This window comes from Kosakonia oryzendophytica, from assembly GCF_900094925.1.
Lineage (GTDB): Bacteria > Pseudomonadota > Gammaproteobacteria > Enterobacterales > Enterobacteriaceae > Kosakonia > Kosakonia oryzendophytica.
The window spans coordinates 103,725-126,141 of the sequence record NZ_FMAY01000014.1 but is presented as its reverse complement, the minus strand read 5'-3'; the positions used below and the strand labels follow the sequence as shown (position 1 = coordinate 126,141).

Below are 22,417 nucleotides of genomic sequence, written 5' to 3'. Positions count from 1 at the left end.
ACGATGCGGTCACTATCTACGAACAAACCATGACGCAATCCTATAATGCTGATGCCATAGAGGTACTCACCGGGCTTGAGCCGGTTCGCCGCCGTCCGGGGATGTACACCGATACCACACGCCCTAACCATCTGGGTCAGGAAGTTATTGATAACAGCGTGGATGAAGCGCTGGCGGGCCACGCCAAGCGTGTGGACGTGATCCTGCATGCGGATCAGTCGCTGGAAGTTATCGACGACGGGCGCGGCATGCCGGTGGATATCCACCCGGAAGAGGGGGTTCCGGCAGTTGAACTGATCCTCTGCCGTCTGCACGCGGGCGGTAAATTCTCCAATAAAAACTACCAGTTCTCCGGTGGCTTGCACGGTGTCGGAATTTCAGTGGTAAACGCCCTGTCCCGCCGTGTAGAAGTCACCGTCAGGCGTGATGGGCAAGTCTACAGCATCGCCTTTGAAAACGGCGAAAAAGTGCAGGATTTGCAGGTTATCGGCACTTGCGGCAAACGCAACACCGGTACCAGCGTCCACTTCTGGCCGGATGAATCTTTCTTCGATAGCCCGCGTTTCTCTGTCTCCCGCCTGACGCATTTACTGAAGGCGAAAGCGGTGCTCTGTCCGGGCGTGGAAATCACCTTCAAAGATGAAGTGAACAACGCGGAGCAGCGCTGGTGTTACCAGGATGGTCTCAACGACTACCTGAGCGAGGCGGTTAACGGCCTGCCTACGCTGCCGGAAAAACCCTTTATTGGCACCTTCTCCGCAGAGACAGAAGCGGTGGACTGGGCGCTGCTGTGGCTGCCGGAAGGCGGTGAACTGCTAACGGAAAGCTACGTTAACCTCATCCCAACCATGCAGGGCGGCACGCACGTTAACGGCTTGCGTCAGGGGTTGCTGGACGCTATGCGTGAGTTCTGCGAATACCGCAATATTCTGCCGCGCGGCGTGAAGCTCTCCGCTGAAGATATCTGGGATCGTTGTGCGTATGTGCTGTCTGTAAAAATGCAGGATCCGCAGTTTGCCGGGCAGACCAAAGAGCGTTTGTCGTCCCGTCAGTGCGCCGCGTTTGTTTCCGGCGTGGTGAAAGACGCATTCAGCCTGTGGCTGAACCAGAATATCCAGCTGGCTGAACTGCTGGCGGAAATGGCGATCTCCAGCGCGCAGCGCCGTATGCGTGCAGCCAAAAAAGTGGTGCGTAAGAAACTCACCAGCGGTCCGGCGTTACCGGGCAAGCTGGCAGACTGTACTGCGCAGGACCTGAGCCGTACTGAACTGTTCCTGGTGGAGGGGGATTCCGCAGGCGGATCCGCCAAACAGGCGCGCGATCGTGAGTATCAGGCGATCATGCCGCTGAAAGGGAAGATCCTGAACACATGGGAAGTCTCTTCCGATGAGGTTCTCGCCTCCCAGGAAGTCCACGATATTTCGGTGGCGATCGGCATCGATCCGGACAGCGACGATCTCAGCCAGTTGCGCTACGGCAAGATCTGTATCCTCGCGGATGCGGATTCCGACGGTTTACACATTGCCACACTGCTGTGTGCGCTGTTTGTCAAACACTTCCGCGCGTTGGTGAAAAACGGTCACGTTCATGTGGCGCTGCCGCCGCTGTACCGTATCGATCTCGGTAAAGAGGTCTATTACGCGCTGACGGAAGAGGAAAAAACTGGCGTGCTGGAGCAGTTAAAACGCAAAAAGGGCAAACCGAATGTGCAGCGCTTTAAAGGGCTGGGCGAAATGAACCCGATGCAGTTGCGTGAAACGACGCTTGATCCGAATACCCGCCGCCTGGTGCAGCTTATTATCAGTGATGAAGATGAGCAGCAAACCAACGCGACCATGGATATGCTGCTGGCCAAAAAGCGCTCGGAAGACCGGCGTAACTGGTTGCAGGAAAAAGGCGATATGGCGGATATCGAAGCCTGATGCACAAAAAAAGGGATGCGCGCAGCATCCCTTTTTACTTAGCGGCGCAGGTGCCGTTCACCCCACTCCAGCGCGGTGTTGATCAGCGCGATCAGTAACTCGCGGAACCGCTCGCTCTTCTCTTCTGACCAGGTAAATTGCTCTTCATCCATGTAGCAACATTGCGCGACCTCAAGCTGCACCGCATGAATATGCTGCTGCGGATCACCATAGTGGCGGGTGATGTAACCGCCTTTAAAGCGGCCATTCAATACCCTGGTGTAGTGCGGAAATGCCTCACAGCGCGCCAGCAACGCGGCACTCAGATCCGGTGCGCAGCTTGCGCCATCGGCAGTGCCAAAATTGAGATCCGGCAGCTTACCGTCGAACAGGCGCGGCACCACCGACTTGATCGAATGTGCATCCCACAACAAGGCGTAACCGAAGGTATCGCGCAGCCTTGTCAGTTCCTGCATCAGCGCCTGATGATAAGGCTGCCACAGTTGCTGCAAAATCGCGGCCTTCATCGCTTCATCCGGCTCTTGTCCGGCGTTGAACAGCGGTTCGCCGTCAAAGAACGTGGCCGGAAACAGGCCGGTGGTGGCAGTACTGTACAGCGGTTTATCATCGGCCGGGCGGTTTAAATCCACCACATAGCGGGAGTAGTTCGCGCTCAACACACTTGCGCCCAGCGCACGGATGGGCTGATACAGCCGCGGAATATGCCAGTCAGTATCTTCCAGCCGCAGCGCACGGGGCGTCAGCGCGGCGGCGATCGCCGGTGTCAGTTGTGTGCCAGGGTGCGGCATACTCACCAGCAACGGCAGCGTACCCTGATGTAATTCGAACCCGTTAGTCATGCCAGACTTCCTCCCCCTTATAGATCACCCGTTTGGATAACGTGCCGCCCAACCAGTAGCTCAGTTCCGCCGGATGTTCGACGTCCCACGCCACAAAACTGGCCTCTTTGCCGGCCTGTAACGTACCGCAATGCGCACTGATGCCTAATGCGCGGGCAGCATGGCAGGTCACACCCGCCAGCGCCTCTTCCGGCGTCAGACGGAACAGGGTGCAGGCCATGTTCATCATCAATCGCAGGGATAACACCGGAGAGGTGCCGGGATTCAGGTCGCTGGAAATGGCTATCGGCACCCGGTACTGACGTAACAACGCTACAGGCGGCTGTTGCTGCTCCCGTAAAAAATAGAACGCCCCCGGCAGCAGCACAGCGGTGGTGCCGTGTTGCGCCATTAGCGCAATATCCTCTTCACACAAGTATTCCAGATGATCGGCAGAAAGGGCGTTATAGCGGGCAGCGAGCCCTGCGCCATGCAGCAGTGAGAGTTGCTCCGCATGCAATTTCACTGGTAAACCCAGCTGTTGCGCCGTGCGGAATAGGCGCTCCACTTGTTCGGGAGAGAAAGCCAGATGTTCGCAAAAGGCGTCAACCGCATCCACCAGCCCTTCTGCGTGCAAATCAGGTAACCAGCGCTGGCAGATGTCGTCGATGTACTCATCTGCACGGTGCTGATACTCCGCTGGCAACGCGTGTGCGGCAAGACAGGTGCTGAAGAGGGCCAACGGCATTTCGTCAGCCAGCATACGGATCACCTGCAACATTTTACGCTCATCGGCAAAGCTGAGGCCGTAACCGGACTTGATTTCAAGCGCTGTGACGCCATCTTTGCGAAGTGCGTCGATGCGTTTGCGCGCGCTGGTCAGCAGTTGCTGTTGATCGGCGCGGCGGGTGGCGTTGACGGTACTGATGATTCCGCCGCCCGCCGCCGCGATCTCCGCATAGCTCGCCCCGTTAAGCCGCATCTCGAACTCCTGGCTGCGATTGCCGCCAAAGACACTATGGCTGTGGCAATCAATCAGCCCGGGGGTAACCAGATTCCCCTGCAGATCCACTTCATCATTGACCGCTCCTTCCGGCTGCGTTCCCTCTTTGCCCAGCCATACAATCTGCGAACCATCGGTCAGCATGGCGGCTCCGGTTATCAGGTTATATTGCCCATCCACCATGGTGGCAATCTGACAATGGCGCCATAAAGTACGCATAAGCGTTCTCCCGTGATGATAGTGCGCGGCGGTTACCGCGCCGTTAAATCATGCCCCAGAAATCATTGGCAGGTTGAGACCGTGCTCATTGGCACAGGCAATGGCCGAATCGTAGCCCGCATCCGCGTGTCGCATCACGCCTGTCGCCGGATCGTTATGCAGCACACGGGCAATACGCTCTGCGGCTTCATCCGTGCCGTCGCACACCACCACCATTCCGGAATGTTGGGAAAAGCCCATGCCAACCCCGCCGCCGTGGTGCAGAGAGACCCAGGTCGCGCCGCTGGCGGTATTGAGCAGTGCATTCAGCAACGGCCAGTCGGAAACGGCGTCAGAGCCATCTTTCATCGACTCCGTTTCCCGGTTTGGGCTGGCGACGGAACCTGAATCGAGGTGGTCGCGGCCAATGACAATCGGTGCGGAAACCTCACCACGTCTGACCATTTCGTTAAACGCCAGGCCCAGCTTCGCGCGTTGCCCCAGACCGACCCAGCAGATACGCGCCGGCAAGCCCTGGAAACTGATGCGCTCTTTTGCCATATCCAGCCAGCGGTGCAGGTGCGCATCGTCGGGAATCAGTGCTTTCACCTTTTCATCGGTGCGATAGATATCTTGCGGATCGCCAGACAACGCTGCCCAACGGAACGGACCGATCCCCCGGCAAAACAGCGGGCGAATATAGGCGGGAACGAAACCGGGAAAATCGAACGCATTATTGACGCCCATCTCTTTCGCCATCTGGCGGATGTTATTGCCATAATCAAACGTTGGAATCCCCTGCTGTTGGAAGGCGAGCATCGCTTTCACATGCTCCGCCATAGAGGCTTTTGCCGCCTGAATCACCTGCGCAGGCTCTGTCTTCGCGCGTTCGCGGTAGGTTTCCCACTGCCAGCCGATGGGCAGATAGCCGTTCAGCGGATCGTGGGCGCTGGTTTGGTCGGTAACGATGTCCGGGCGTACACCGCGTTTAACCAGCTCTGGCAATATCTCTGCTGCGTTACCGTGCAGCGCAATGGAAACCGCTTTGCCCTCGCGGGTATAGCGATGGATACGCGCCAGGGCATCATCCAGATCGCTTGCCTGCTCGTCCACATAGCCGGTGCGCAGACGGAAATCGATACGTGACTGCTGGCACTCAATGTTCAGTGAACAGGCGCCAGCCAGCGTGGCCGCCAGCGGCTGCGCGCCGCCCATACCCCCTAGCCCCGCGGTCAGTACCCAACGCCCGCTCAGTGAACCGTTATAGTGTTGGCGACCCGCTTCCACGAAGGTTTCATAGGTGCCCTGTACGATCCCCTGGCTGCCAATGTAGATCCAGGAGCCGGCGGTCATCTGCCCGTACATCGCCAGCCCTTTGGCATCCAGCTCATTAAAGTGTTCCCAGTTCGCCCAATGAGGAACAAGGTTAGAGTTGGCGATCAGCACCCGGGGAGCATGCGTATGGGTTTTAAACACGCCCACCGGTTTACCAGACTGCACCAGCAACGTTTCATCGTCGTTAAGCTGTTTTAACGCCTCAACCATTTTATCGAAGCACTCCCAGTTGCGCGCCGCACGACCAATCCCCCCGTAGACCACCAGCTCTTTGGGATTTTCCGCAACATCAGGATCCAGATTATTCATCAGCATGCGCAGCGGGGCTTCCGTCAGCCAGCTTTTTGCATTCAATGTTGTGCCGCGCGGCGCTCTGATTTCAACATCACGATAACGGGAATGTTCACTACTCATGCGGTTTACCTTCTCTGTTTGCTAGCGGAATAAATGCTCGCTGAAATGGCGATGTCATTTTGCATTATCTTGTATATACATGATAAGCACATACAGTGCCACTTTGATCATTTTATTTATTTACTTGTAAAAACAGCATGTTAAAAAGAAATCTTTATTGGTGTGCGTTTATCAATCTGATTTGTTGCTGTTTTTATGCACCGTTATTGTGCGAGATGAGGAGATTTGTGAGCGATTCAGGTGCAAAAAAAGAGCGCCGGGTACAGGCGGCAACACAGTTGAATATATGTTTTTTTCACAGGTCTTGAATGCTTTATTGATTTAATACTTTGTTTTTATGCTTTTTATTTGAAATGGTGATGGTTGCAATGGCGTTATGGCACATGGCTTGCAAGTTGTACATACAAGGATATACATACGGCCTGTTACCCGGCCCTGTTCTTTGGCGGCACATGATGACCATAAGGCGTAGCGATGATTACTTTCAATAATGTGACCAAGCATTATGACGACGGCACCGTTGTGGTGGACGGCCTGAACCTGGTTGCGCCGGGAGGGAAAATTACCGTACTGGTGGGGCCGTCCGGCTGCGGAAAAACCACCTCATTACGGATGATCAACCGGCTGGTGGAACCCTCTTCCGGCACCATTTTGCTGAACGGTGAATCCACCGCGCAAATGGATGTGGTGCAACTGCGTCGGCGCATTGGTTACGTCATCCAGAATGCCGGGCTGTTTCCGCATAAAACCATCCTCGATAACATCGCCACCACCGCCATCCTTAACGGTGCGACCAAAAGCAAAGCCAGAGCCAGAGCGGGGGAGCTACTGGAGGTGGTTGGGCTGGCGTCGCAACTGGCAAAACGTTACCCCTGGCAGCTCTCCGGCGGTCAACAACAGCGCGTTGGTGTGGCGCGTGCGCTGGCTGCCGACCCGGAATTTATGCTGATGGATGAACCCTTCAGTGCGGTCGATCCGGTGGTGCGCGAACAGTTGCAGGAGGAGTTTCTGCGCATTCAGAAGGCGGTGAGCAAGACCATTATCATGGTCACCCACGACATTGATGAAGCGATGAAGCTGGGTGACCGTGTCGCGGTATTGAAACCTGGCGGCAAGCTGGCGCAACTGGCTACCCCCGGAGAGTTGCTGAATGCGCCACAAAGCGAATTTGTGGCGGACTTTATCGGCCGCGATCGTGGCTATCGCAAACTCAGTTTTCACGCTTCCGGGCCATTGCCAGCCCTTCAGGCGGAACCTGCCGTTGAAATAGGCGCATCTCTTTCACAAGCGTGCGGCGTCAGTGCGCAACGCTGGTTATTGGTCACGCAGCAGGGTAAAGCCTGCGGCTGGTTCGACACCCACCAGCAGGTAGAGGTTATTGCCCCGGAAAACATCAATCTGGGTGCCACTTTTTCGCCGCAGGGCGGCACGCTGCGTCAACTGCTGGACTCGGCGTTAAGTTCACCCTGTCATCGCGCTGTGGTGGTCGACGAACAACACCGACCGGTGGGATCGCTGTCGCTGGAAAAGGTGCTGGATGCCTGTAAGTCGCTGACCCAGGAGGCGCTATGAGGTTTGACTGGCTGTGGGCGCAGAGCGACCGAATCCTCTCGCTGTTGCTGTGGCACTGCTACTTGTCGATTACGCCAATCATGATGGGGCTGCTACTGGCCGTGCCGGTTGGCTGGGCGGTGCAGAGCCTGCCGGGCGTCAAAGCGATGATCCTCAATCTGTTTGGCCTGCTATACACCATTCCGTCGCTGGCGCTGTTTGTGCTGTTGCCACCGCTGCTGAATACGCAAATCCTCGATCCGCTCAACGTGGTGGTGGCGTTGACGATTTACAGCTTTGCATTGTTGGTCAGGACGGTGTGCGACGGGCTGGATTCGGTCCCGACCGAGACCCGGCAGTCTGCTTCTGCGCTGGGCTACACGCCGCTGCAACAGTTTCTGCAAATCGATCTGCCGCTTGCCGTACCGGTGATTGGCGCGGGCCTGCGCGTCGCCGTGGTGTCCAACGTCAGTATTGTCTCCGTGGCAGCGCTGATTGGCGCGCCGCAACTGGGATCGCTGTTTACGCAGGGTTTTCAGTTGCAGTTTCTCACGCCAATTATCGCCGGTATTGCGCTGTGTATCGTGCTGGCCCTGGTGCTTGATGCGTTGGTCGTGGCGATAACCCGCGTCTTGAGTCGTTGGCAACCTAAAAGGGGATGAGCAATGTCTGAATGGTTTTTCGATCCCAGCCACTGGTACGGCGATGACGGCATTGCGCCTCTGCTGTTACAGCATGTGGGCTATAGCGCAGCGGCGCTGGCATTTGCGATCGCCATTGCTTTCCCGGTGGGGTGCTATACCGGGCATACCGGTAAAGGGGAGGCGCTCCTGATGGGGATGACGAACGCACTGCGCTCACTGCCCTCGTTTGGTCTGATTATTTTGTTGGTGATCCTGCTGGCGGGCTATTTCGAATCGGATATGGCCTTTGTACTGCCTTGCATCATTGTGCTGGTGGTTCTGGCGTTGCCTCCGGTGGCGTTGGGCGTACACGCGGGGATTCGCTCGGTGGATCCCGGTGTGCATGATGCGGCGAAAGGCATTGGCCTGACCCCGTTTCAGGTGCTGATGCAGGTGGAATTACCTTGTGCTGCGCCGCTGATCCTCTCTGGGATTCGCAGCGCGGCGTTGCAAATCGTCTCTACCGCTACCATCGCGGCGTATGTGTCGCTTGGCGGTCTCGGGCGGCTGATTATCGATGGCAGGGCGGCGAATGATTTCGCACAAATGACTGCCGGCGCGATCCTCGTCGCGCTGCTGGCACTGATGATTGATCTCTTATTTTCGCTCGTCGGGAAAGTGGTGGTGTCGCCAGGCATCTCCCGGCGTACCCACAACCAGTGATGCTTAGTCCTTTAATTACAGAAGGTTAACACGATGAATGTTCAGAAACGCTCTCTTATGTTGCTCAGTGCCGCACTGCTGTCTGTCGCTTCTTCTGTCTGGGCTGCGGACGCCGGTCAGAAAGTCATTATCGGCTCGGCGGATTTCCCGGAAAACCAGTTACTGGCGACCATTTACGCCGGTGCGCTGGAAGCGCAGAACGTTCCGGTAGAGAAAAAACTCAATATTGGCAGTCGCGAAGTCTATATTCCGGCGCTGCTTGATGGCTCTATTAATGTTATCCCGGAGTACAGCGGCGCGCTGCTGAGCTATCTGGATGCGAAAAATACCGCGCACAGCTCGGAAGAGGTGGCAACAGCGCTGGCCACGAAACTGCCAAAAAATGTCAGCATGCTGAACACCTCTGCGGCGCAGAACAGTGATGTGCTTGCGGTGACGAAAAAGACCGCCGACAAGTACAAACTGAAAACCATCGATGACCTGAAGCCGATTGCCAGTGAGCTGGTGCTTGGCGGCCCGGCGGAGTGGAAAACCCGCCATGAAGGCGTTCCCGGCCTGCGCGAGGTCTACGGCCTGAATTTCAAAAGCTTTAAAGTGCTGGATGTCGCCGGTCCGTTGACGCTGACCGCATTGAAAAACAACCAGATCCAGGTCGCGGATCTCACCTCCACTACGCCGGAGATCAAAAAAGATCACCTGGTGGCGCTTGATGATCCAAAACACCTGTTTGCGGCACAGAATATTGTTCCTATTGTCGCCAGCGCCACGCTGAACCCGACCATTCAAAGCACGCTGAATGCGATCTCCGCGCAATTGACGACCGAGGATCTGATTGCCATGAATGAACAGCTTGCTGAGTTCGCCAGCATTGATGATGTGGCGCACCAGTGGCTGGTTAAACACCAACTGAGCAAGTAAGGAACGGCTGCAAGATGACGACAACGTCCTTTTCTTCCACGCAACAGCGTGATGCGGTGACATTAGGCCGGGCCACCACGACTCTTGATGAACTGGTGCGTATTGCCGATGGTGCACCAGTGGCGCTGGATCCTGATGCGCTGTCGTACATGGATACGGTCAGCGGGTATATCCACAACGCCATGAACCGTGGCGACGTGATCTATGGCCTGACAACCGGCGTGGGAGATCTGGTAACCGAGCGTCTCTCTGCGGATCAGATTGCCAGCATGCAACTTAATATGCTGCGCAGCCATGCCTGTGGCATGGGGGCAGATCTGTCGGTGCGGGAAGTGCGGGCGATGATGGCGGTGATGCTGAAATCGTTGCTGCAAGGATGCAGCGGCGTCAGTGCGGAACTGGCGCAGCGGATGGCACTCATGCTGAACCGGCAGGTTACTCCGTGGTCTCCGGCTGGCGGCTCCGTTGGCTATCTGATTGCCACCGCGCATATCGGTTTATCCCTGTTTGGCGAAGGGCAGTGCTGGTATCAGGGGCAGTTGCTGCCTTCCGCCGATGCGCTGGCGAAGGCGGGGATCCCGCCCCGTGTTCCCGGTCCGCGTGAAGGGCATGCGCTGATCAGTGGCACATACGAAATCACCGCGCTGGCCTGCCTGGCGGTGCGGGATTTTGAACAGTTGCTGCCGGTCGCGGATATGGCGGGCGGCATGTGCCTTGAAGCGTTGAAAGGCAACACCCGCGGCTACGATGCGCGACTGCATGCGCTACGCCCCCATGCCGGACAACAGGAAACGGCGCGCATTTTGCGCCGCCTATTGCAGGGAAGCGACATTCTTCAACGCTACCGCGACCATCGGGTACAGGATGCGCTCAGTCTGCGTTGCATTCCGCAGATCCACGGTGCGGTGCGCGATCAACTGGCGCATTGCCGCCATATCGTGACCACCGAACTCAATGCGGTTACTGATAACCCGGTATTTTTAATTGAAGCGGATGAACTGGTGACGTTGCCGGGGGGGAACGGGCATGGCGCGCCGCTGGCACTGGCGCTGGATGCGCTGGCGGTGGCGATTGCCCAACTCAGCACGGCCTCACAGGCGCGCTCAGACCGGATCACCAACGTGCATCTCAGTGGACTGCCCGCGTTTCTGGTGGGCAAAAGCGGTGCCAATTCCGGGATGATGATCCCGCCCTATGTCGCAGCCGCGCTCGCCGGGGATAACCGTAGTCTGGCTGCGCCCGCCAGCGTGCACACGGTATCGACCTGCGCCGGGCAGGAAGATCATATCAGCATGGGTGTGTCGGCGGCGCGTAAGGCACGGCAAGCGGTAGCGAATGCGGTGGATATTGTGGCGATTGAACTGCTATGTGCCTGTCAGGCGATTGAGTTCCACCGCCCGCTGCGGGCATCCGTCGGCACGGAGTTAACGTTGGCGCAGGTGCGTAAGCGGGTGGCGTTTCGTGAAACGGATACGGCGCTCTATCCGGATATGCACGCTGTTCGCGATCTGATTGCCAGCGGTGAGTTGAGTCGCCAGCTTTGTGCGCTGATTAACGACGAAGCGGAGAATGGGTAAACGTCAGCGCCGCGATGAGCGGGAGAGGAGTGTTACGCAGGCGAAATGCGTGTCTGCGCCTGCGTTGACTGCGAGGGTCGCCGGGGCATCGATCAACAAGCTGTCGTAATGCTGCAAGGTAAATGATTGTGCGTTAACGGCGACATCCAGTGCGTCACCGGCGTTAAACAGCAGCAGGGTGCCTTGCGGATGCGCCCACTCTCCATCGCACGCCCAGCGAACGGCAGCCTGTGTGGTTTGCGGGTTATAGATAACGTTGAAATCCAGCAGCGGCCCGCCGACCACCTCGCAGTATGCGTCACTGTCGCCGTTAAAATCCGTTGCCTGAAAAGGCGGGATCAGTGCGCTGCGTTGGCCGTCGAGGGTGAGGAACATGCCGTCGCCTTCCAGCACGCTGATATTTCGCAGGTAGCCAGAGAAACGCGAGAATGCGCCGTTCTCACGAATGGTGGCGACCGATACGCGCCAGTCGTACGCTTCGCTTCCGGGAAAACGACACACTTCACGGGTAACACCCTGGCCGTTTTTCCAGCGCATCTCTGCATAGTCGGCGTAGGACAGCAGCACGGTCATTTGCGCATGCTTCCTTCCAGCCGGTAGCGTGGGCCTGGGTAGACCAGCCGCACGCTGGTGACGATTTTTTTGTCCTGCCGACCGGTCCAGGTACGGCGATTGACCTGTAAGCAAGGGGTGTGCTCATCAATTTCCAGATACGCGCACTCCGTGCGGGGCACGTTGACCGCTTCAATAATGTGTTCCCCTTCTACAATCGGCGCGATGGAGGAGAGGTAGGCGTTCGGGGTGATGCGGGTAAAATCCTGCTGTAGATAGTCCGGCACAATCAACGCATTCACCAATCGGTCTTCCAGCATCACCGGTACGCCGTTTTCGTAATGGCAGATCAACGAGTGGAACAGACGGCTGCCTTTTGGCAGGTTAAATGCCAGTGCTTGCTGGGCATCGGCATGCAACTGGGTGAGTTCAAGCACTCGGGCGTGATGACGATGACCGCGGCTGACAATCTCATCGGCGATGTTATTGATTTCCAGCAACGCAGATTGCCCACGCACTTCGGCGACAAAAGTGCCGACGCCCTGCATACGCACCAGCAGACCTTCGGCGGTCAGCTCGCGCAGGGCGCGGTTAATGGTCATGCGGCTGTAGCCGAACTGGCTGACCAGTTCACTTTCGGATGGTACGCGGAAATTGACCGGCCAGACGCCGCTGTGAACATTGGTTTTGATCATGCTTTTTACCCTTTCATAGAAAGGGGCGGGCTGATCCAGATGCCCTTCTTCAGCCACTGTTTTAAACACGTCGCTTTGCGCCATTACGCTATCCTCACCTGATGAGTGATAAAGTTTACTCTACCCCCTATTAGATGTATATATATAAACATGTATATACATCTTGTGAATGTTTGCGCGGAGAGGGGATATGGCGGTCTATTTCGCGGCAAAAGCATTGCTGCCGCAAGGTTGGGCAAATAATGTCAGGATCACGGTTTCAGCACAGGGCATGATCAGTGCGCTGGAAAGCGACAGTCAGCCAGGTGATGACGACATCCGGCTGGCGGGTTTTCTGGTGCCGGGGATGCCAAATCTGCACTCGCATGCCTTTCAGCGCGCCATGGCGGGATTGACCGAAGTGGTGGGCGATCCGGCGGACAGCTTCTGGACATGGCGGGACTTGATGTACCGGCTGGTGGATAAAATCAGCCCGGACCAACTGGAAGTGATTGCCAGCTATCTGTATATCGAAATGCTGAAAGCCGGTTATACCTCTGTGGCGGAGTTTCACTATTTACACCATGATCGCGGTGGCAAACCTTACGCGCACCCCGCAGAACTGGCGCTGCGTATTTCGCAGGCGGCTAAAACCGCAGGCATCGGGTTAACGCTACTGCCGGTGCTCTATAGTTATTCCGGCTTTGGTGGGCAGGCAGCCTCTGCCGGGCAGCGCCGTTTTCTTCATGACACCGAAGGCTATCTGGCGCTGCATGAAACGCTTACTGCACAGCTTGCCAGTGAACCGATGCAGCGTACCGGGCTGTGCTTCCATTCACTGCGGGCGGTGACGCCGGAACAGATGCAGACGGTACTCGAGGCCAGTCCGCAAAAACAGCCAGTACATATTCATGTCGCTGAACAGCAAAAAGAGGTGGAGGACTGCGTCGCCTGGTCCGGGCTGCGCCCGGTGGAGTGGCTGTACCGCCATCAACCGGTGGATGAACACTGGTGCCTGATCCATGCGACGCACGTGACGCCGGAAGAGACGCGCAGGATGGCCGCATCCGGTGCAGTGGCGGGTCTGTGTCTGACCACGGAGGCCAATCTTGGCGACGGTATTTTCCCCGGCGCGGATTACCTTACCCGGCGCGGTGCCTGGGGAATTGGCTCCGACAGCCATATTAGCGTCAGCGTTACGGAAGATCTGCGCTGGTTTGAGTACGGTCAACGCCTGAATCAGCGGCGGCGCAATCTTCTGCATCTGCCCGACGAACCTTATATCGGTAATGTGCTGTATCAGGGGGCGTTGCAGGGCGGGCGCAGGGCGTTAGGTCAGCCAATCGGTCAACTGGCGACAGGCGAACGTGCCGATATGCTGTTGTTGGATAGCCGCGATCCTTTCCTGGCCACTGCCGGCGATCGCGAACGGCTGAACCGCTGGATTTTTGCCTGTGCGGCCAACCCGATAAAAAGAGTCATGGTGGGAGGACGTTGGGTGATTGAAGAGGGGCGGCATGTGCACGAAACGCGCATGACGTCTGCCTTTATCCAGGTCATGCAGCAACTGGTGGCGTAAACAGGGATGCCGGTCCGGCATCCCGTCACGCGTTAATCTACACGGTTAAGCAGGGGTTGCAGGAAACTGGCGGCTTTCATCGCGCCATTGGCGGTAAGGGTATGCGGCACGCCGGGTTCAAAATACGTATCGGCATTGATACCCGCGTCCCCAAGGGCTGCGGCGGCGCGCTCACTCTCTTTCCAGGTGATCACCGGATCGCTCATCCCGTGTACCAGTAACACCGGTGTATTGCTTGCAGGCTGCCACGGCCGGGGGGAGGCGAGACGACCGGAAAAGGCGACCACCGCCGCCAGCGGCCATTGACCATTAACCAGCGCGTCCAGCGACATAATGGCTCCCTGAGAGAAGCCCGCCAGCACCAGCTTGTCTCTGCCTGGCTGTACATCATGCTTTTCGAGCAACCCGTTGATCGTGGCATTGAATGCCGCGCGCGCATCCGCAATACGTCCGGCACGCGTTTCTTCGGTGATGCCGTTAACGCTAAACCACTGGAAACCCGGTCCCATATCAAAGTGCGACGGCCCGTCTGGCGAAGCCACCAGCACATCGCCCAGCGTCTGCGACCAGTATTTCCCCAGGCCGCGCAAGTCGTCTCCGCGGCTGCCAACACCGTGTAACAGCACAATCATTTTTTTCATCATCGCGTCCTGTCAGAGCCCATAAGCGCTCAAATCCGGCCCCTGCGGGACAATGCCGTTAGGGTTGAGGGCTTTGATGGAGTAATAGCCCTGCTTAATGTGATCGATATTTACCGTCTCGCGAATGCCGGGGTAGGCCAGCATCTGGCGCAGATAGCGGTCCAGATGGGGATATTCTGCGAGTTTGCGCAGGTTGCATTTAAACAGCCCGTGATAAGCGGCATCAAAGCGCACCAGCGTCACGAACAGGCGAATATCCGCTTCCGTTAACTGGTCGCCGCAAAGAAACGTGCGCTGCGCAAGGTGGCTTTCCAGTTTATCCAGTTGCGTAAACACATCGCTGACCGCTTCTTCATAACTGACCTGCGTGGTGGCAAAACCGGCGCGATAAACCCCATTGTTGAGATTCGGGTAGATCTCTGCGTTCAGGCGGTCGATCTCATCGCGCAGAGGTAACGGATAGAGATCGAGCGTCTGGTTTGCCAGCTCGCCAAAGCCACTGTTAAACATGCGCACAATATCGGCCGACTCGTTATTCACGATGGTGTGGGTTTTCTTGTCCCACAGCACCGGCACCGTTGCGCGCCCGGTAAATCGGGCGTCGGCGCGGGTGTAAAGTTGATGCAACCACTCCGCCTGATTGAGCGTATCGCGATGAGCGCCGGGGTAATCACCAAAATGCCAGCCTTCGGCCAGCAGCCAGGGTTCGACCACGGACACGCTGATGACCGCTTCCAGCCCTTTCAGTTTGCGCGCAATCAACGTACGGGACGCCCACGGGCAGATCAGCGCCACATACAGGTGATAACGGTCCGGTTCGGCCTGAAAACCACCATCGCCGGTGACGCCAGCCGACCCGTCCGGTGTGACCCAGTGGCGAAAGCTGGAGGTCTGGCGCACAAAGCCACCTTTCTCGTCGGTAGACTGTACCGGATGCCAGTCCGCTGTCCATTTACCCTCAATCAGCATATAAACTCCGTTAACTCTGTCGTGTGGTGGGCTTCAGTGCGAATTTACCGTCGCCGGTTAACGCCAGCACCAGCAGACCCACGATCCAGAATGCCGGGAATTCCCAGCCACCGTTCGGGTTTGTGAAGAAGAAGCCCGCCGGACCGTGTACGGTAAAAATAGCGCCAAGCAGGATAGGAATCAGCACAATCGCCACAATGCGGGTGTAGACACCGAGGATCAGGGCAATTGCTCCCAGCAGTTCAACAGTCATCGTGATGTAGGCCAGCCAGCCTGGCAGTCCCAGAGACGCAAAGAATTTTGCCGTGCCCGCCGGGGTAAACGCGAAAAATTTCAGGCTGAAATGCGCCAGAAACAGAATACCCAGCGCCAGGCGCATCAGCAGAGCAGCATACGGGGTCGTGCGTTGATCGAACATGGTGGTCTTCCTCTCAGGTCAGTTGATGAGGGGAGTGTATAGTCTTTCCATATCAATGATTATCCGCTCAGAACAGGTATGTTTATTTCCAATATGGAAATTATCACCACCCCTGTTCCCAGACGGGCTGTGGTGAGAAGGATTCCACCAGAAAGTCGATCAACACGCGGGACTTCTGCGCCAGGTAGCGGGCGGGAGGGTAGACAGCGAACAGCGCCAATGGCGGCGCTTCATAGGCGCTCAGCAGCGGTTTCACACGCTGGGCTTTCAGCGCTTTTCCGGCCACAAAAACCGGTATCCGCGCAATGCCCAGCCCGGCGCAAGCTGCTTCAAGACAGACTTCGGCATTGGAGAACTTCATGCGCCCGCGCACGGGCTGGGCGTGTAGCTGCTGTTGCGCATCAATAAACGGCCAGTGCCAGGGGTCACGAAAGTTGGTATCGACAATCAGGCTGTGTTGGTCGAGTTGCTGCCAGTGCGACGGTTCACCGTGGCGGGCCAGGTAGTCCGGCGATGCCACCACCACGTTGCGAATTGCACACAAACGGCGTGCGACCAGGCTGCTGTCCGTCAGGCTGCCGATGCGTAATGCCAGATCAAAGCCTTCATCCACCACGCTGACCAGCCGATCGGCAAAGCTGACATCCAGCTCAATATCCGGATAACGACGGGCGAACGCCACCAGATGCGGCGTCAGTTGCGACGTGCCAAAGGTGACGGGCGCAGAGATGCGCAGCAGACCGGAAGGGGCATTAGCAATGTTGCGTACCGAGTCATTGAGCGCGTCATAATCGATCAGTAACTGGCGAATGCGCTCATAATAGGCCTGTCCCACCTCGGTGGGGGTGAGCGAGCGTGTGCTACGGCGCAATAGATTGACCCCCAGTTCATGTTCCAGGCGGGAGATCAGCTTAGAGGCCTGACCGTGACTGGTGCCGCAGCGTTGCGCCGCGCCGGTAAAGCTGCCGGTTTCCATTACCGCCACAAACATGCGATCGCAATCCAGCCGTTCCATATGCTTTTTCCGGTGAAGTTATCAGAGCATCACCATAGCAAAACCGTGCCAGGGGCAACAGTCAGCGCTGCGCCGTGGGATGATTTTTACGGTACTGAAGTGGCGTTTCGCCGATGCCCTTCTTAAACGCGCTGATAAAGTAGGTCACATCGGAAAAACCGACGTCATCGGCGATCTCGCGGATACTGAGTGCGCCGTGCAGCAGGTGATCACAGGCTTTTCGCAGACGGATGGTGTTCAGATATTGATGGATATGCTCACCGGTTTCGAAGTGGAAACGGCGCGAGACATAACTGCGGGACTTGCCCAGCTCCTGAGCCAGTCTGTCGAGACTGAATTTTTGCCGGTAGTTTTCTTCCAGCCAGAACATTACCGGCGTGGCAATGCCGCTGCGCTCTTCCGGCAACTCCTCGTTGGCTTCCGGCAACATGCCCAGCAGGTTAAGCAGCAGGCAGGCGACCTGCTCGCCCGTCAGACTGGCGCAGGCAGCAAGCCTGGCATAACAGCTAAACAGGTGATCGATATGCGGGTGAATATCGGCGGCGTCCATCACCACCGCCGCGCCGCCACGCAGCGAGAGACGCTGTAAACGGCTGTGGTTATGCGGGAAATCGCGCAGCTGTTTGAGCACCGCACGGTGATCGACATGAATGATGGTGCGGCGATAACGATCCTGTGCCTGCTCATCCACCATCACTTTATGAATGGTAAAGGGCGGGAAGAAAAACAGCCGACCGGGGCGCATGGTGTACTGGCGGTTATCGACAATCACCACGCCAAAACCCTCTTCGACGTACAACACTTCCAGACACTGATGCCAGTGGTGGTAACGCACGGTATTGGCGAAAAGCCGACTGAACGACACGATGGTGTCATTCAGGGTGATCAGCTCAAGACGCTCTGCCTGCCAGTTGTCACTCATAGTGCAACAGTTCTCAATTTTTGCCCGAATGAATCCAGTTATAAACCACAGTTTTAAATTTCCTCAATAGCGGTTTCAGGCAAATTCAGGCGGTGTGACAAAGCTAACATTTCCCCTTCTCATGCATTCACTATCCTTCAGCCACACCCAAGGGAGAGCAACCTATGCAGACGGCGGAAGTGAAAACATCAAATCCATTGTCATCCCGCGACGACGTGGTCGCCGCGCTGAACACGATGCTGAGCGCGCTGGATCGCCAGTTCCCGGCGGGGGAATCCCGCTTTTCACTGGGGGCGACCAGCGCCCATTACCCTACCGATATTGCAGAGATGGAGGGATTGTCGCGGGCATTATGGGGGCTGTTCCCGTTGATGGCGGGAGGCGATACCGAACCGTTTAGCCCGAAATACCTGGCGGCAATAAAGCGCGGCACCGATCCGCAAAGTGAGGGCTACTGGGGGGAAACCGGGCCTTACGATCAACGCCTGGTGGAGATGGCTGCCTATGGCCTCGGTCTGGCGCTACTGGGCGACGCACTCACCGCAAGCTTTAGCGAACGCGAAGTGCATAACCTGCATCGCTGGCTTAACCAGATTACCGATGCTGAGATGCCCGATAGCAACTGGCATTTCTTTGCCATCATGGTGCAACTGGGCTTTAAACGTGCGGGACTCCCTTGGGATGCCGCGGCGATTGAACGCCGTTTTGCGATGATGGACGCTTATTACCTGGGTGATGGCTGGTATTCCGATGGTCCTGGCCGACCGAAAGATTACTACATTCCGATGGCGTTCCATTTTTACGGCCTGGTTTACGCCACGCTGAATGGCGATGACGACCCCGTGCGGGCAGACATTATCCGCGAACGGGCGCGCCTGTTTGCGCAGGATTTTATCTCAATGTCGGCTGCGGAAGGGGAGTGCGTCCCCTATGGACGCAGCCTGACGTACCGTTTTGCGATGGTTGCTTTTTGGAGTGCAGTGGCGTTCTCCGGGCTGGATGTTTTCCCGGCTGGCGTGGTGAAAGGGGTGATCTTGCGCCATCTGCGCTGGTGGCAGAAGCAGCCGATTTTTGACCGTGACGGCATTTTGACACTGGGTTTTGCCTACCCCAACCTGGCGATGTGCGAAGACTACAACTCACCGGGTTCGCCGTACTGGGCCTTAAAGGTCTTTCTCATTCTGGCGCTACCCGCTGCGCACCCGTTCTGGCAGGCCGATGAATTACCGTTGCCGGAGCGGGCCGCGCAGCGAACCCTGCCGCACGCCGGGCAAATTCTGGTGCACAGTGATCACGCGCGGCATGTCTGGATGCTCGCTTCCGGGCAGCTTGAGCTGAACAATTACGTCAACACCGAGGCGAAATACACCAAATTTGCCTATTCAAGCCTGTTTGGCTTCACCATTGAACGCGGGCGTTATGGCATTAAACACGCCGCCTGCGACTCCATGTTGCTGCTCAGCGACGGTGACAACTATTTCCGCGGCCGCCGGGAATGTGACGAGGTGGTCGTCAGCGAACAGGCCATTTTCTCCCGCTGGTCACCGTGGCATGACGTGCATATTGCCACCTGGCTGATTCCCTATGGCGACTGGCACGTGCGGGTACACCGTATTGACTCCGCCCGCCATTTGCAGAGCGTGGAGGGTGGTTTCGCGGTGCTGAAAGCCGCGCATCGTTGCGAAGAGGGTGGAAGCCTGGTGGTGGCGGAAAACGGCATCAGCGCCATTTTCCCGCTGGCAAGCACCGTTATGCGCCAGGCGGAGAGCGTGGTTACACCGCCAAACAGCAGCATTATGTTTGCTCCCTGCGCGGCGATCCCGGTGTTGCAGGGCGATATTCCCCCTGGTCGTCACTGGCTGGCGTGCGCGGTACAGGCCGCCGCCTCTGAAGGGGCATTTAATTCCTGCATACCGCAACTGCACAGAGAAGAACAGGCGCTGGTTATTCACCAGGCCGGAAAAGCAAAACACGTCATTACTTTTTAATTCCCGGTTATTACCGGATGCCGAACTCTGAACCCTACATGCTTTCGCCGAGGATAGTATGGAAAAGACAGCCATCAACCCTAAAACTGAATATTACAAAATCAGCACATTTATCTTTCTCTATTTCTTTACCTGGTCGGCCAGTATTGGGCTGCTGGCTATCTGGTTAGGACAAAAAGCCAACCTGAGCGGCACGGTCATTGGTACGGTATTTGCCGTGAACGGTATTTTCTCCGTGATCCTGAAACCGATTTACGGCTATATCCTCGATAAAATCGGTATGAGCAAATATCTGCTCTATTTTGTGGTGCTGATGTCGGCATTAATGGCACCGTTTTTTATTTATGTTTATCAGCCGTTATTAATGTCGAATACGTTGCTGGGAATTATTGTCGGGGCAATCTATTTAAGTTTTGCCTGGTATGCGGGAGTGGCCGCCTGCGAGTCTTATACCGATCGCTACAGCCGTTTAAACGGTATGGAATTTGGTCAGATTCGCATGTGGGGGTCGCTTGGCTGGGCGGTGGCATCCTCGTTTTCCGGCCTGCTGTTTAATCTCTCGCCCGCCTATAACTTTATGATGGGATCGGTTGCTTCGCTGGTGATGCTGGCGGTGTTGTTAAGCCTGAAAGTGAATGTCCACTCTGCCCATGCCAATGAGGTGCTGACCAAAGAGAAGATCGTTCCGGCGGATGTCTATGTGCTGCTTCGTAACCGCAAATTCTGGGCGTTCTGCCTGTATGTAGCCGGTGTGGCATGGATGATGTTTATCGCCGAGCAGCAGTTCTCCCGCTATTTTGTGACCTTCTTTGATGATGTCCATCAGGGCAATGCCGTCTTTGGTTATCTGGGAACGGTCCAGTCCGGCATGGAGTTCGTGATGTATATGGTGATCCCGCTGTTTGTGAATTTTATTGGCGCTAAGCGTGGGTTGCTGATTGTCGGCATGGTGGTGGGGGCGCGGTTAATCATCTCCGGGCTGTGCGAATCGCATCTGCTGATTTCGGTATTAAAACCGCTGTACGGCCTGGAAATCTGCCTGCTGCTGGTGTCGGTATTTAAATATATCGCTGAGCATTTTGATAAACGCGTGAATGCGACCATGTATTTACTTGGTTATCAGGCCATGCTGTATGTCGGCAACGTGGTGGTTTCCTCACCCGCCGGGATTTTGTATGACCGCATCGGTTTTGAAAATACCTACATCATTATGGGCGGGATTGCGCTGCTGTTTACGCTTGTCTCGCTGTTTACGTTATCCGCGTGCCAGAGCAAATGGCGGCAGAGCGGTTCGCTGGATATTGCCCGCAATAATGTGACGCGTTAATGGCTGCGCTAATTATCTGTAAAAAGAAGGAACCGAAATATGTTAAGTAACCTCGTTGAGGAAACGTTACGCGATTATCCCGGCACCAAAATTGATGCGCAGACCTTTAAAGATGAACTGGAGACGGCGCGGGCGCATACCCTTGAACTGATTCGCCGCCATTTAACGGAATTCGGCGATAAGTTCCCGGCTGAAACCTGCGTGCGGGGATATTATCCGTTAACCGATAATATCGAGTGGACCACCAGTTTCTGGACCGGGCAATTATGGCTGGCGTGGGAGATGAGCGGTGAGGAACCCTTTCGTGCGCTGGCGGAGCGGCATGTGCGCTCTTTCGGCGCGCGCATCGCCGGGCGTCATGATACTAACACTCACGATTTGGGCTTTTTATACACGCTCTCCTGCGTGGCGGGCTGGCGGTTGACCGGCAACCGGGACGCGCGGGGTTTTGCATTGCTGGCGGCGGAAGCACTGTTGGAACGCTTCCACCAAAAGGCGCAGATCATCCAGGCGTGGGGCGATCTCGCGGATCCGGAGCAGGCGGGTCGTATGATCATCGACTGCAACATGAACCTGCCGCTGCTCTATTGGGCAACGGAGCAAACCGGGGATCGGCGTTTTGCCGATGCGGCTGTAGCCCACGTGAAGCAGGCGGCGAAATACCTGATCCGCGAAGATGCATCCACCTTCCATACTTACTATATGGATGTAAAAACCGGCGCGCCTCGCTACGGCAATACGCAGCAAGGTTATGCGGATGACTCATGCTGGTCGCGCGGGCAGGCGTGGGGGATCTATGGTTTTCTGCTGAGTTTCATTTATACCGGCGACCGTGAGATGGTGGCGCTATCGAAACGGCTGGCTAACTATTTTCTCAACCGCTTACCGGACGATGCGGTCTGCCATTGGGATTTGGCGCTGGTGGGTACCGATGCGCTGCGGGACTCTTCGTCGGCCGCGATTGCCGTGTGCGGTTTGCTGGAGCTGATCAAACACCTGCCAGTGACGGACCCGGATCGCGCGCGTTACCAGCAGTGGGCCATGCAGATCATGTCATCGTTAGGTAAACACTACCTGGCGGGAAAAAACGAGGCCACGAACGGACTACTCAAGCATTCGGTTTACCATCTGGCGAGCAATAAAGGGGTGGATGAGTGCAGTAGCTGGGGGGATTATTTCTATGTGGAGGCGCTGGCGCGGTTTTCGCAAAGCTGGAAACTGTACTGGTAGGCAACACATCCCTCTCCCGT

Annotated in this window: 20 protein-coding genes; 10 read left to right on the top strand and 10 right to left on the bottom strand. The window is 56.6% G+C overall.

Going from position 1 to position 22,417, the window contains the following annotated elements:
- Window positions 1-29 precede the first annotated feature (29 nt).
- Complete coding sequence (gene parE / locus GA0061071_RS20155; RefSeq protein WP_061493111.1) at window positions 30-1,922, top strand: DNA topoisomerase IV subunit B; 1,893 nt, start codon at window positions 30-32, stop codon at window positions 1,920-1,922.
- A 38-nt stretch (window positions 1,923-1,960) separates the two neighbouring features.
- On the opposite strand, the gene hutG is transcribed toward parE, so the two are convergent.
- The 3 genes from hutG to hutU are packed head-to-tail and all read right to left on the bottom strand — an operon-like array spanning window position 1,961 to window position 5,690.
- Window positions 1,961-2,761 (bottom strand): N-formylglutamate deformylase, encoded by an 801-nt coding sequence (gene hutG / locus GA0061071_RS20150; RefSeq protein ID WP_088238421.1) that lies wholly within the window; start codon window positions 2,759-2,761, stop codon window positions 1,961-1,963.
- Window positions 2,754-3,962 carry an imidazolonepropionase gene (gene hutI, locus GA0061071_RS20145; RefSeq protein ID WP_088238420.1) on the bottom strand — a complete coding sequence of 403 codons (1,209 nt, stop codon included), beginning with the start codon at window positions 3,960-3,962 and terminating at the stop codon, window positions 2,754-2,756. The genes hutG and hutI overlap by 8 nt, the downstream gene beginning before the upstream one ends.
- A 48-nt stretch (window positions 3,963-4,010) precedes the next feature.
- A complete protein-coding gene (hutU, locus tag GA0061071_RS20140; RefSeq protein ID WP_061493114.1) occupies window positions 4,011-5,690 on the bottom strand; it encodes a urocanate hydratase in 1,680 nt (559 codons plus the stop codon).
- 474 nt (window positions 5,691-6,164) lie between these two features.
- On the opposite strand from hutU, the gene GA0061071_RS20135 reads away from it, so the two are divergent.
- From GA0061071_RS20135 to GA0061071_RS20115, 5 genes are read left to right on the top strand one after another with little or no spacing between them, the layout of a single operon-like run.
- Entirely contained in the window at window positions 6,165-7,262 is a 1,098-nt protein-coding gene (locus GA0061071_RS20135; protein ID WP_088238419.1) for an ABC transporter ATP-binding protein, read from the top strand.
- Window positions 7,259-7,903, top strand: coding sequence for an ABC transporter permease (locus GA0061071_RS20130; protein ID WP_061493116.1), 645 nt, complete (start codon window positions 7,259-7,261; stop codon window positions 7,901-7,903). Before GA0061071_RS20135 ends, GA0061071_RS20130 begins: the two co-directional genes overlap by 4 nt.
- 3 nt (window positions 7,904-7,906) lie before the next feature.
- Window positions 7,907-8,587, top strand: a complete 681-nt coding sequence (locus tag GA0061071_RS20125) for an ABC transporter permease (protein ID WP_061493117.1) — start codon at window positions 7,907-7,909, stop codon at window positions 8,585-8,587.
- A gap of 33 nt (window positions 8,588-8,620) precedes the next feature.
- A complete protein-coding gene (locus tag GA0061071_RS20120; RefSeq protein WP_088238418.1) occupies window positions 8,621-9,505 on the top strand; it encodes an ABC transporter substrate-binding protein in 885 nt (294 codons plus the stop codon).
- A gap of 14 nt (window positions 9,506-9,519) precedes the next feature.
- On the top strand, window positions 9,520-11,082 hold the full coding sequence (locus GA0061071_RS20115; RefSeq protein WP_061493119.1) for an HAL/PAL/TAL family ammonia-lyase: 1,563 nt from the start codon (window positions 9,520-9,522) through the stop codon (window positions 11,080-11,082).
- 3 nt (window positions 11,083-11,085) lie between these two features.
- Here the strand turns inward: GA0061071_RS20115 and GA0061071_RS20110 are convergent, their stop codons facing one another.
- Both GA0061071_RS20110 and hutC read right to left on the bottom strand, forming a co-directional pair.
- Window positions 11,086-11,655: a HutD/Ves family protein gene (locus GA0061071_RS20110; RefSeq protein WP_061493120.1), complete on the bottom strand. Its 570-nt coding sequence runs from the start codon at window positions 11,653-11,655 to the stop codon at window positions 11,086-11,088.
- Complete coding sequence (gene hutC, locus GA0061071_RS20105) at window positions 11,652-12,413, bottom strand: histidine utilization repressor (protein WP_061493121.1); 762 nt, start codon at window positions 12,411-12,413, stop codon at window positions 11,652-11,654. Before hutC ends, GA0061071_RS20110 begins: the two co-directional genes overlap by 4 nt.
- Window positions 12,414-12,519: 106 nt before the next feature.
- On the opposite strand from hutC, the gene GA0061071_RS20100 reads away from it, so the two are divergent.
- A complete protein-coding gene (locus GA0061071_RS20100) occupies window positions 12,520-13,887 on the top strand; it encodes a formimidoylglutamate deiminase (RefSeq protein ID WP_088238417.1) in 1,368 nt (455 codons plus the stop codon).
- A 32-nt stretch (window positions 13,888-13,919) separates the two neighbouring features.
- Here the strand turns inward: GA0061071_RS20100 and GA0061071_RS20095 are convergent, their stop codons facing one another.
- The 5 genes from GA0061071_RS20095 to GA0061071_RS20075 form a co-directional block, all read right to left on the bottom strand.
- The gene (locus tag GA0061071_RS20095; RefSeq protein WP_061493123.1) at window positions 13,920-14,531 is read right to left on the bottom strand and encodes an alpha/beta hydrolase; all 612 of its coding nucleotides are present in this window, start codon (window positions 14,529-14,531) and stop codon (window positions 13,920-13,922) included.
- A 9-nt stretch (window positions 14,532-14,540) separates the two neighbouring features.
- Complete coding sequence (locus GA0061071_RS20090) at window positions 14,541-15,497, bottom strand: glutathione S-transferase family protein (protein ID WP_061493124.1); 957 nt, start codon at window positions 15,495-15,497, stop codon at window positions 14,541-14,543.
- A 10-nt stretch (window positions 15,498-15,507) separates the two neighbouring features.
- The gene (locus GA0061071_RS20085) at window positions 15,508-15,915 is read right to left on the bottom strand and encodes a DoxX family protein (protein ID WP_061493125.1); all 408 of its coding nucleotides are present in this window, start codon (window positions 15,913-15,915) and stop codon (window positions 15,508-15,510) included.
- 103 nt (window positions 15,916-16,018) lie between these two features.
- On the bottom strand, window positions 16,019-16,930 hold the full coding sequence (locus GA0061071_RS20080) for a LysR family transcriptional regulator (protein WP_061493126.1): 912 nt from the start codon (window positions 16,928-16,930) through the stop codon (window positions 16,019-16,021).
- 61 nt (window positions 16,931-16,991) lie between these two features.
- On the bottom strand, window positions 16,992-17,852 hold the full coding sequence (locus GA0061071_RS20075; RefSeq protein WP_088238416.1) for a helix-turn-helix transcriptional regulator: 861 nt from the start codon (window positions 17,850-17,852) through the stop codon (window positions 16,992-16,994).
- 164 nt (window positions 17,853-18,016) lie between these two features.
- Between GA0061071_RS20075 and GA0061071_RS20070 the strand changes: the two genes are divergently transcribed.
- Genes GA0061071_RS20070 through GA0061071_RS20060 form a run of 3 tightly spaced genes read left to right on the top strand, consistent with a single transcriptional unit; the run spans window position 18,017 to window position 22,397 of the window.
- Window positions 18,017-19,840 (top strand): DUF2264 domain-containing protein, encoded by a 1,824-nt coding sequence (locus GA0061071_RS20070; protein ID WP_088238415.1) that lies wholly within the window; start codon window positions 18,017-18,019, stop codon window positions 19,838-19,840.
- A gap of 58 nt (window positions 19,841-19,898) precedes the next feature.
- Window positions 19,899-21,167 (top strand): oligosaccharide MFS transporter, encoded by a 1,269-nt coding sequence (locus tag GA0061071_RS20065; protein WP_088238414.1) that lies wholly within the window; start codon window positions 19,899-19,901, stop codon window positions 21,165-21,167.
- 39 nt (window positions 21,168-21,206) lie between these two features.
- Complete coding sequence (locus GA0061071_RS20060; RefSeq protein ID WP_088238413.1) at window positions 21,207-22,397, top strand: glycoside hydrolase family 88 protein; 1,191 nt, start codon at window positions 21,207-21,209, stop codon at window positions 22,395-22,397.
- Window positions 22,398-22,417: the final 20 nt, after the last annotated feature.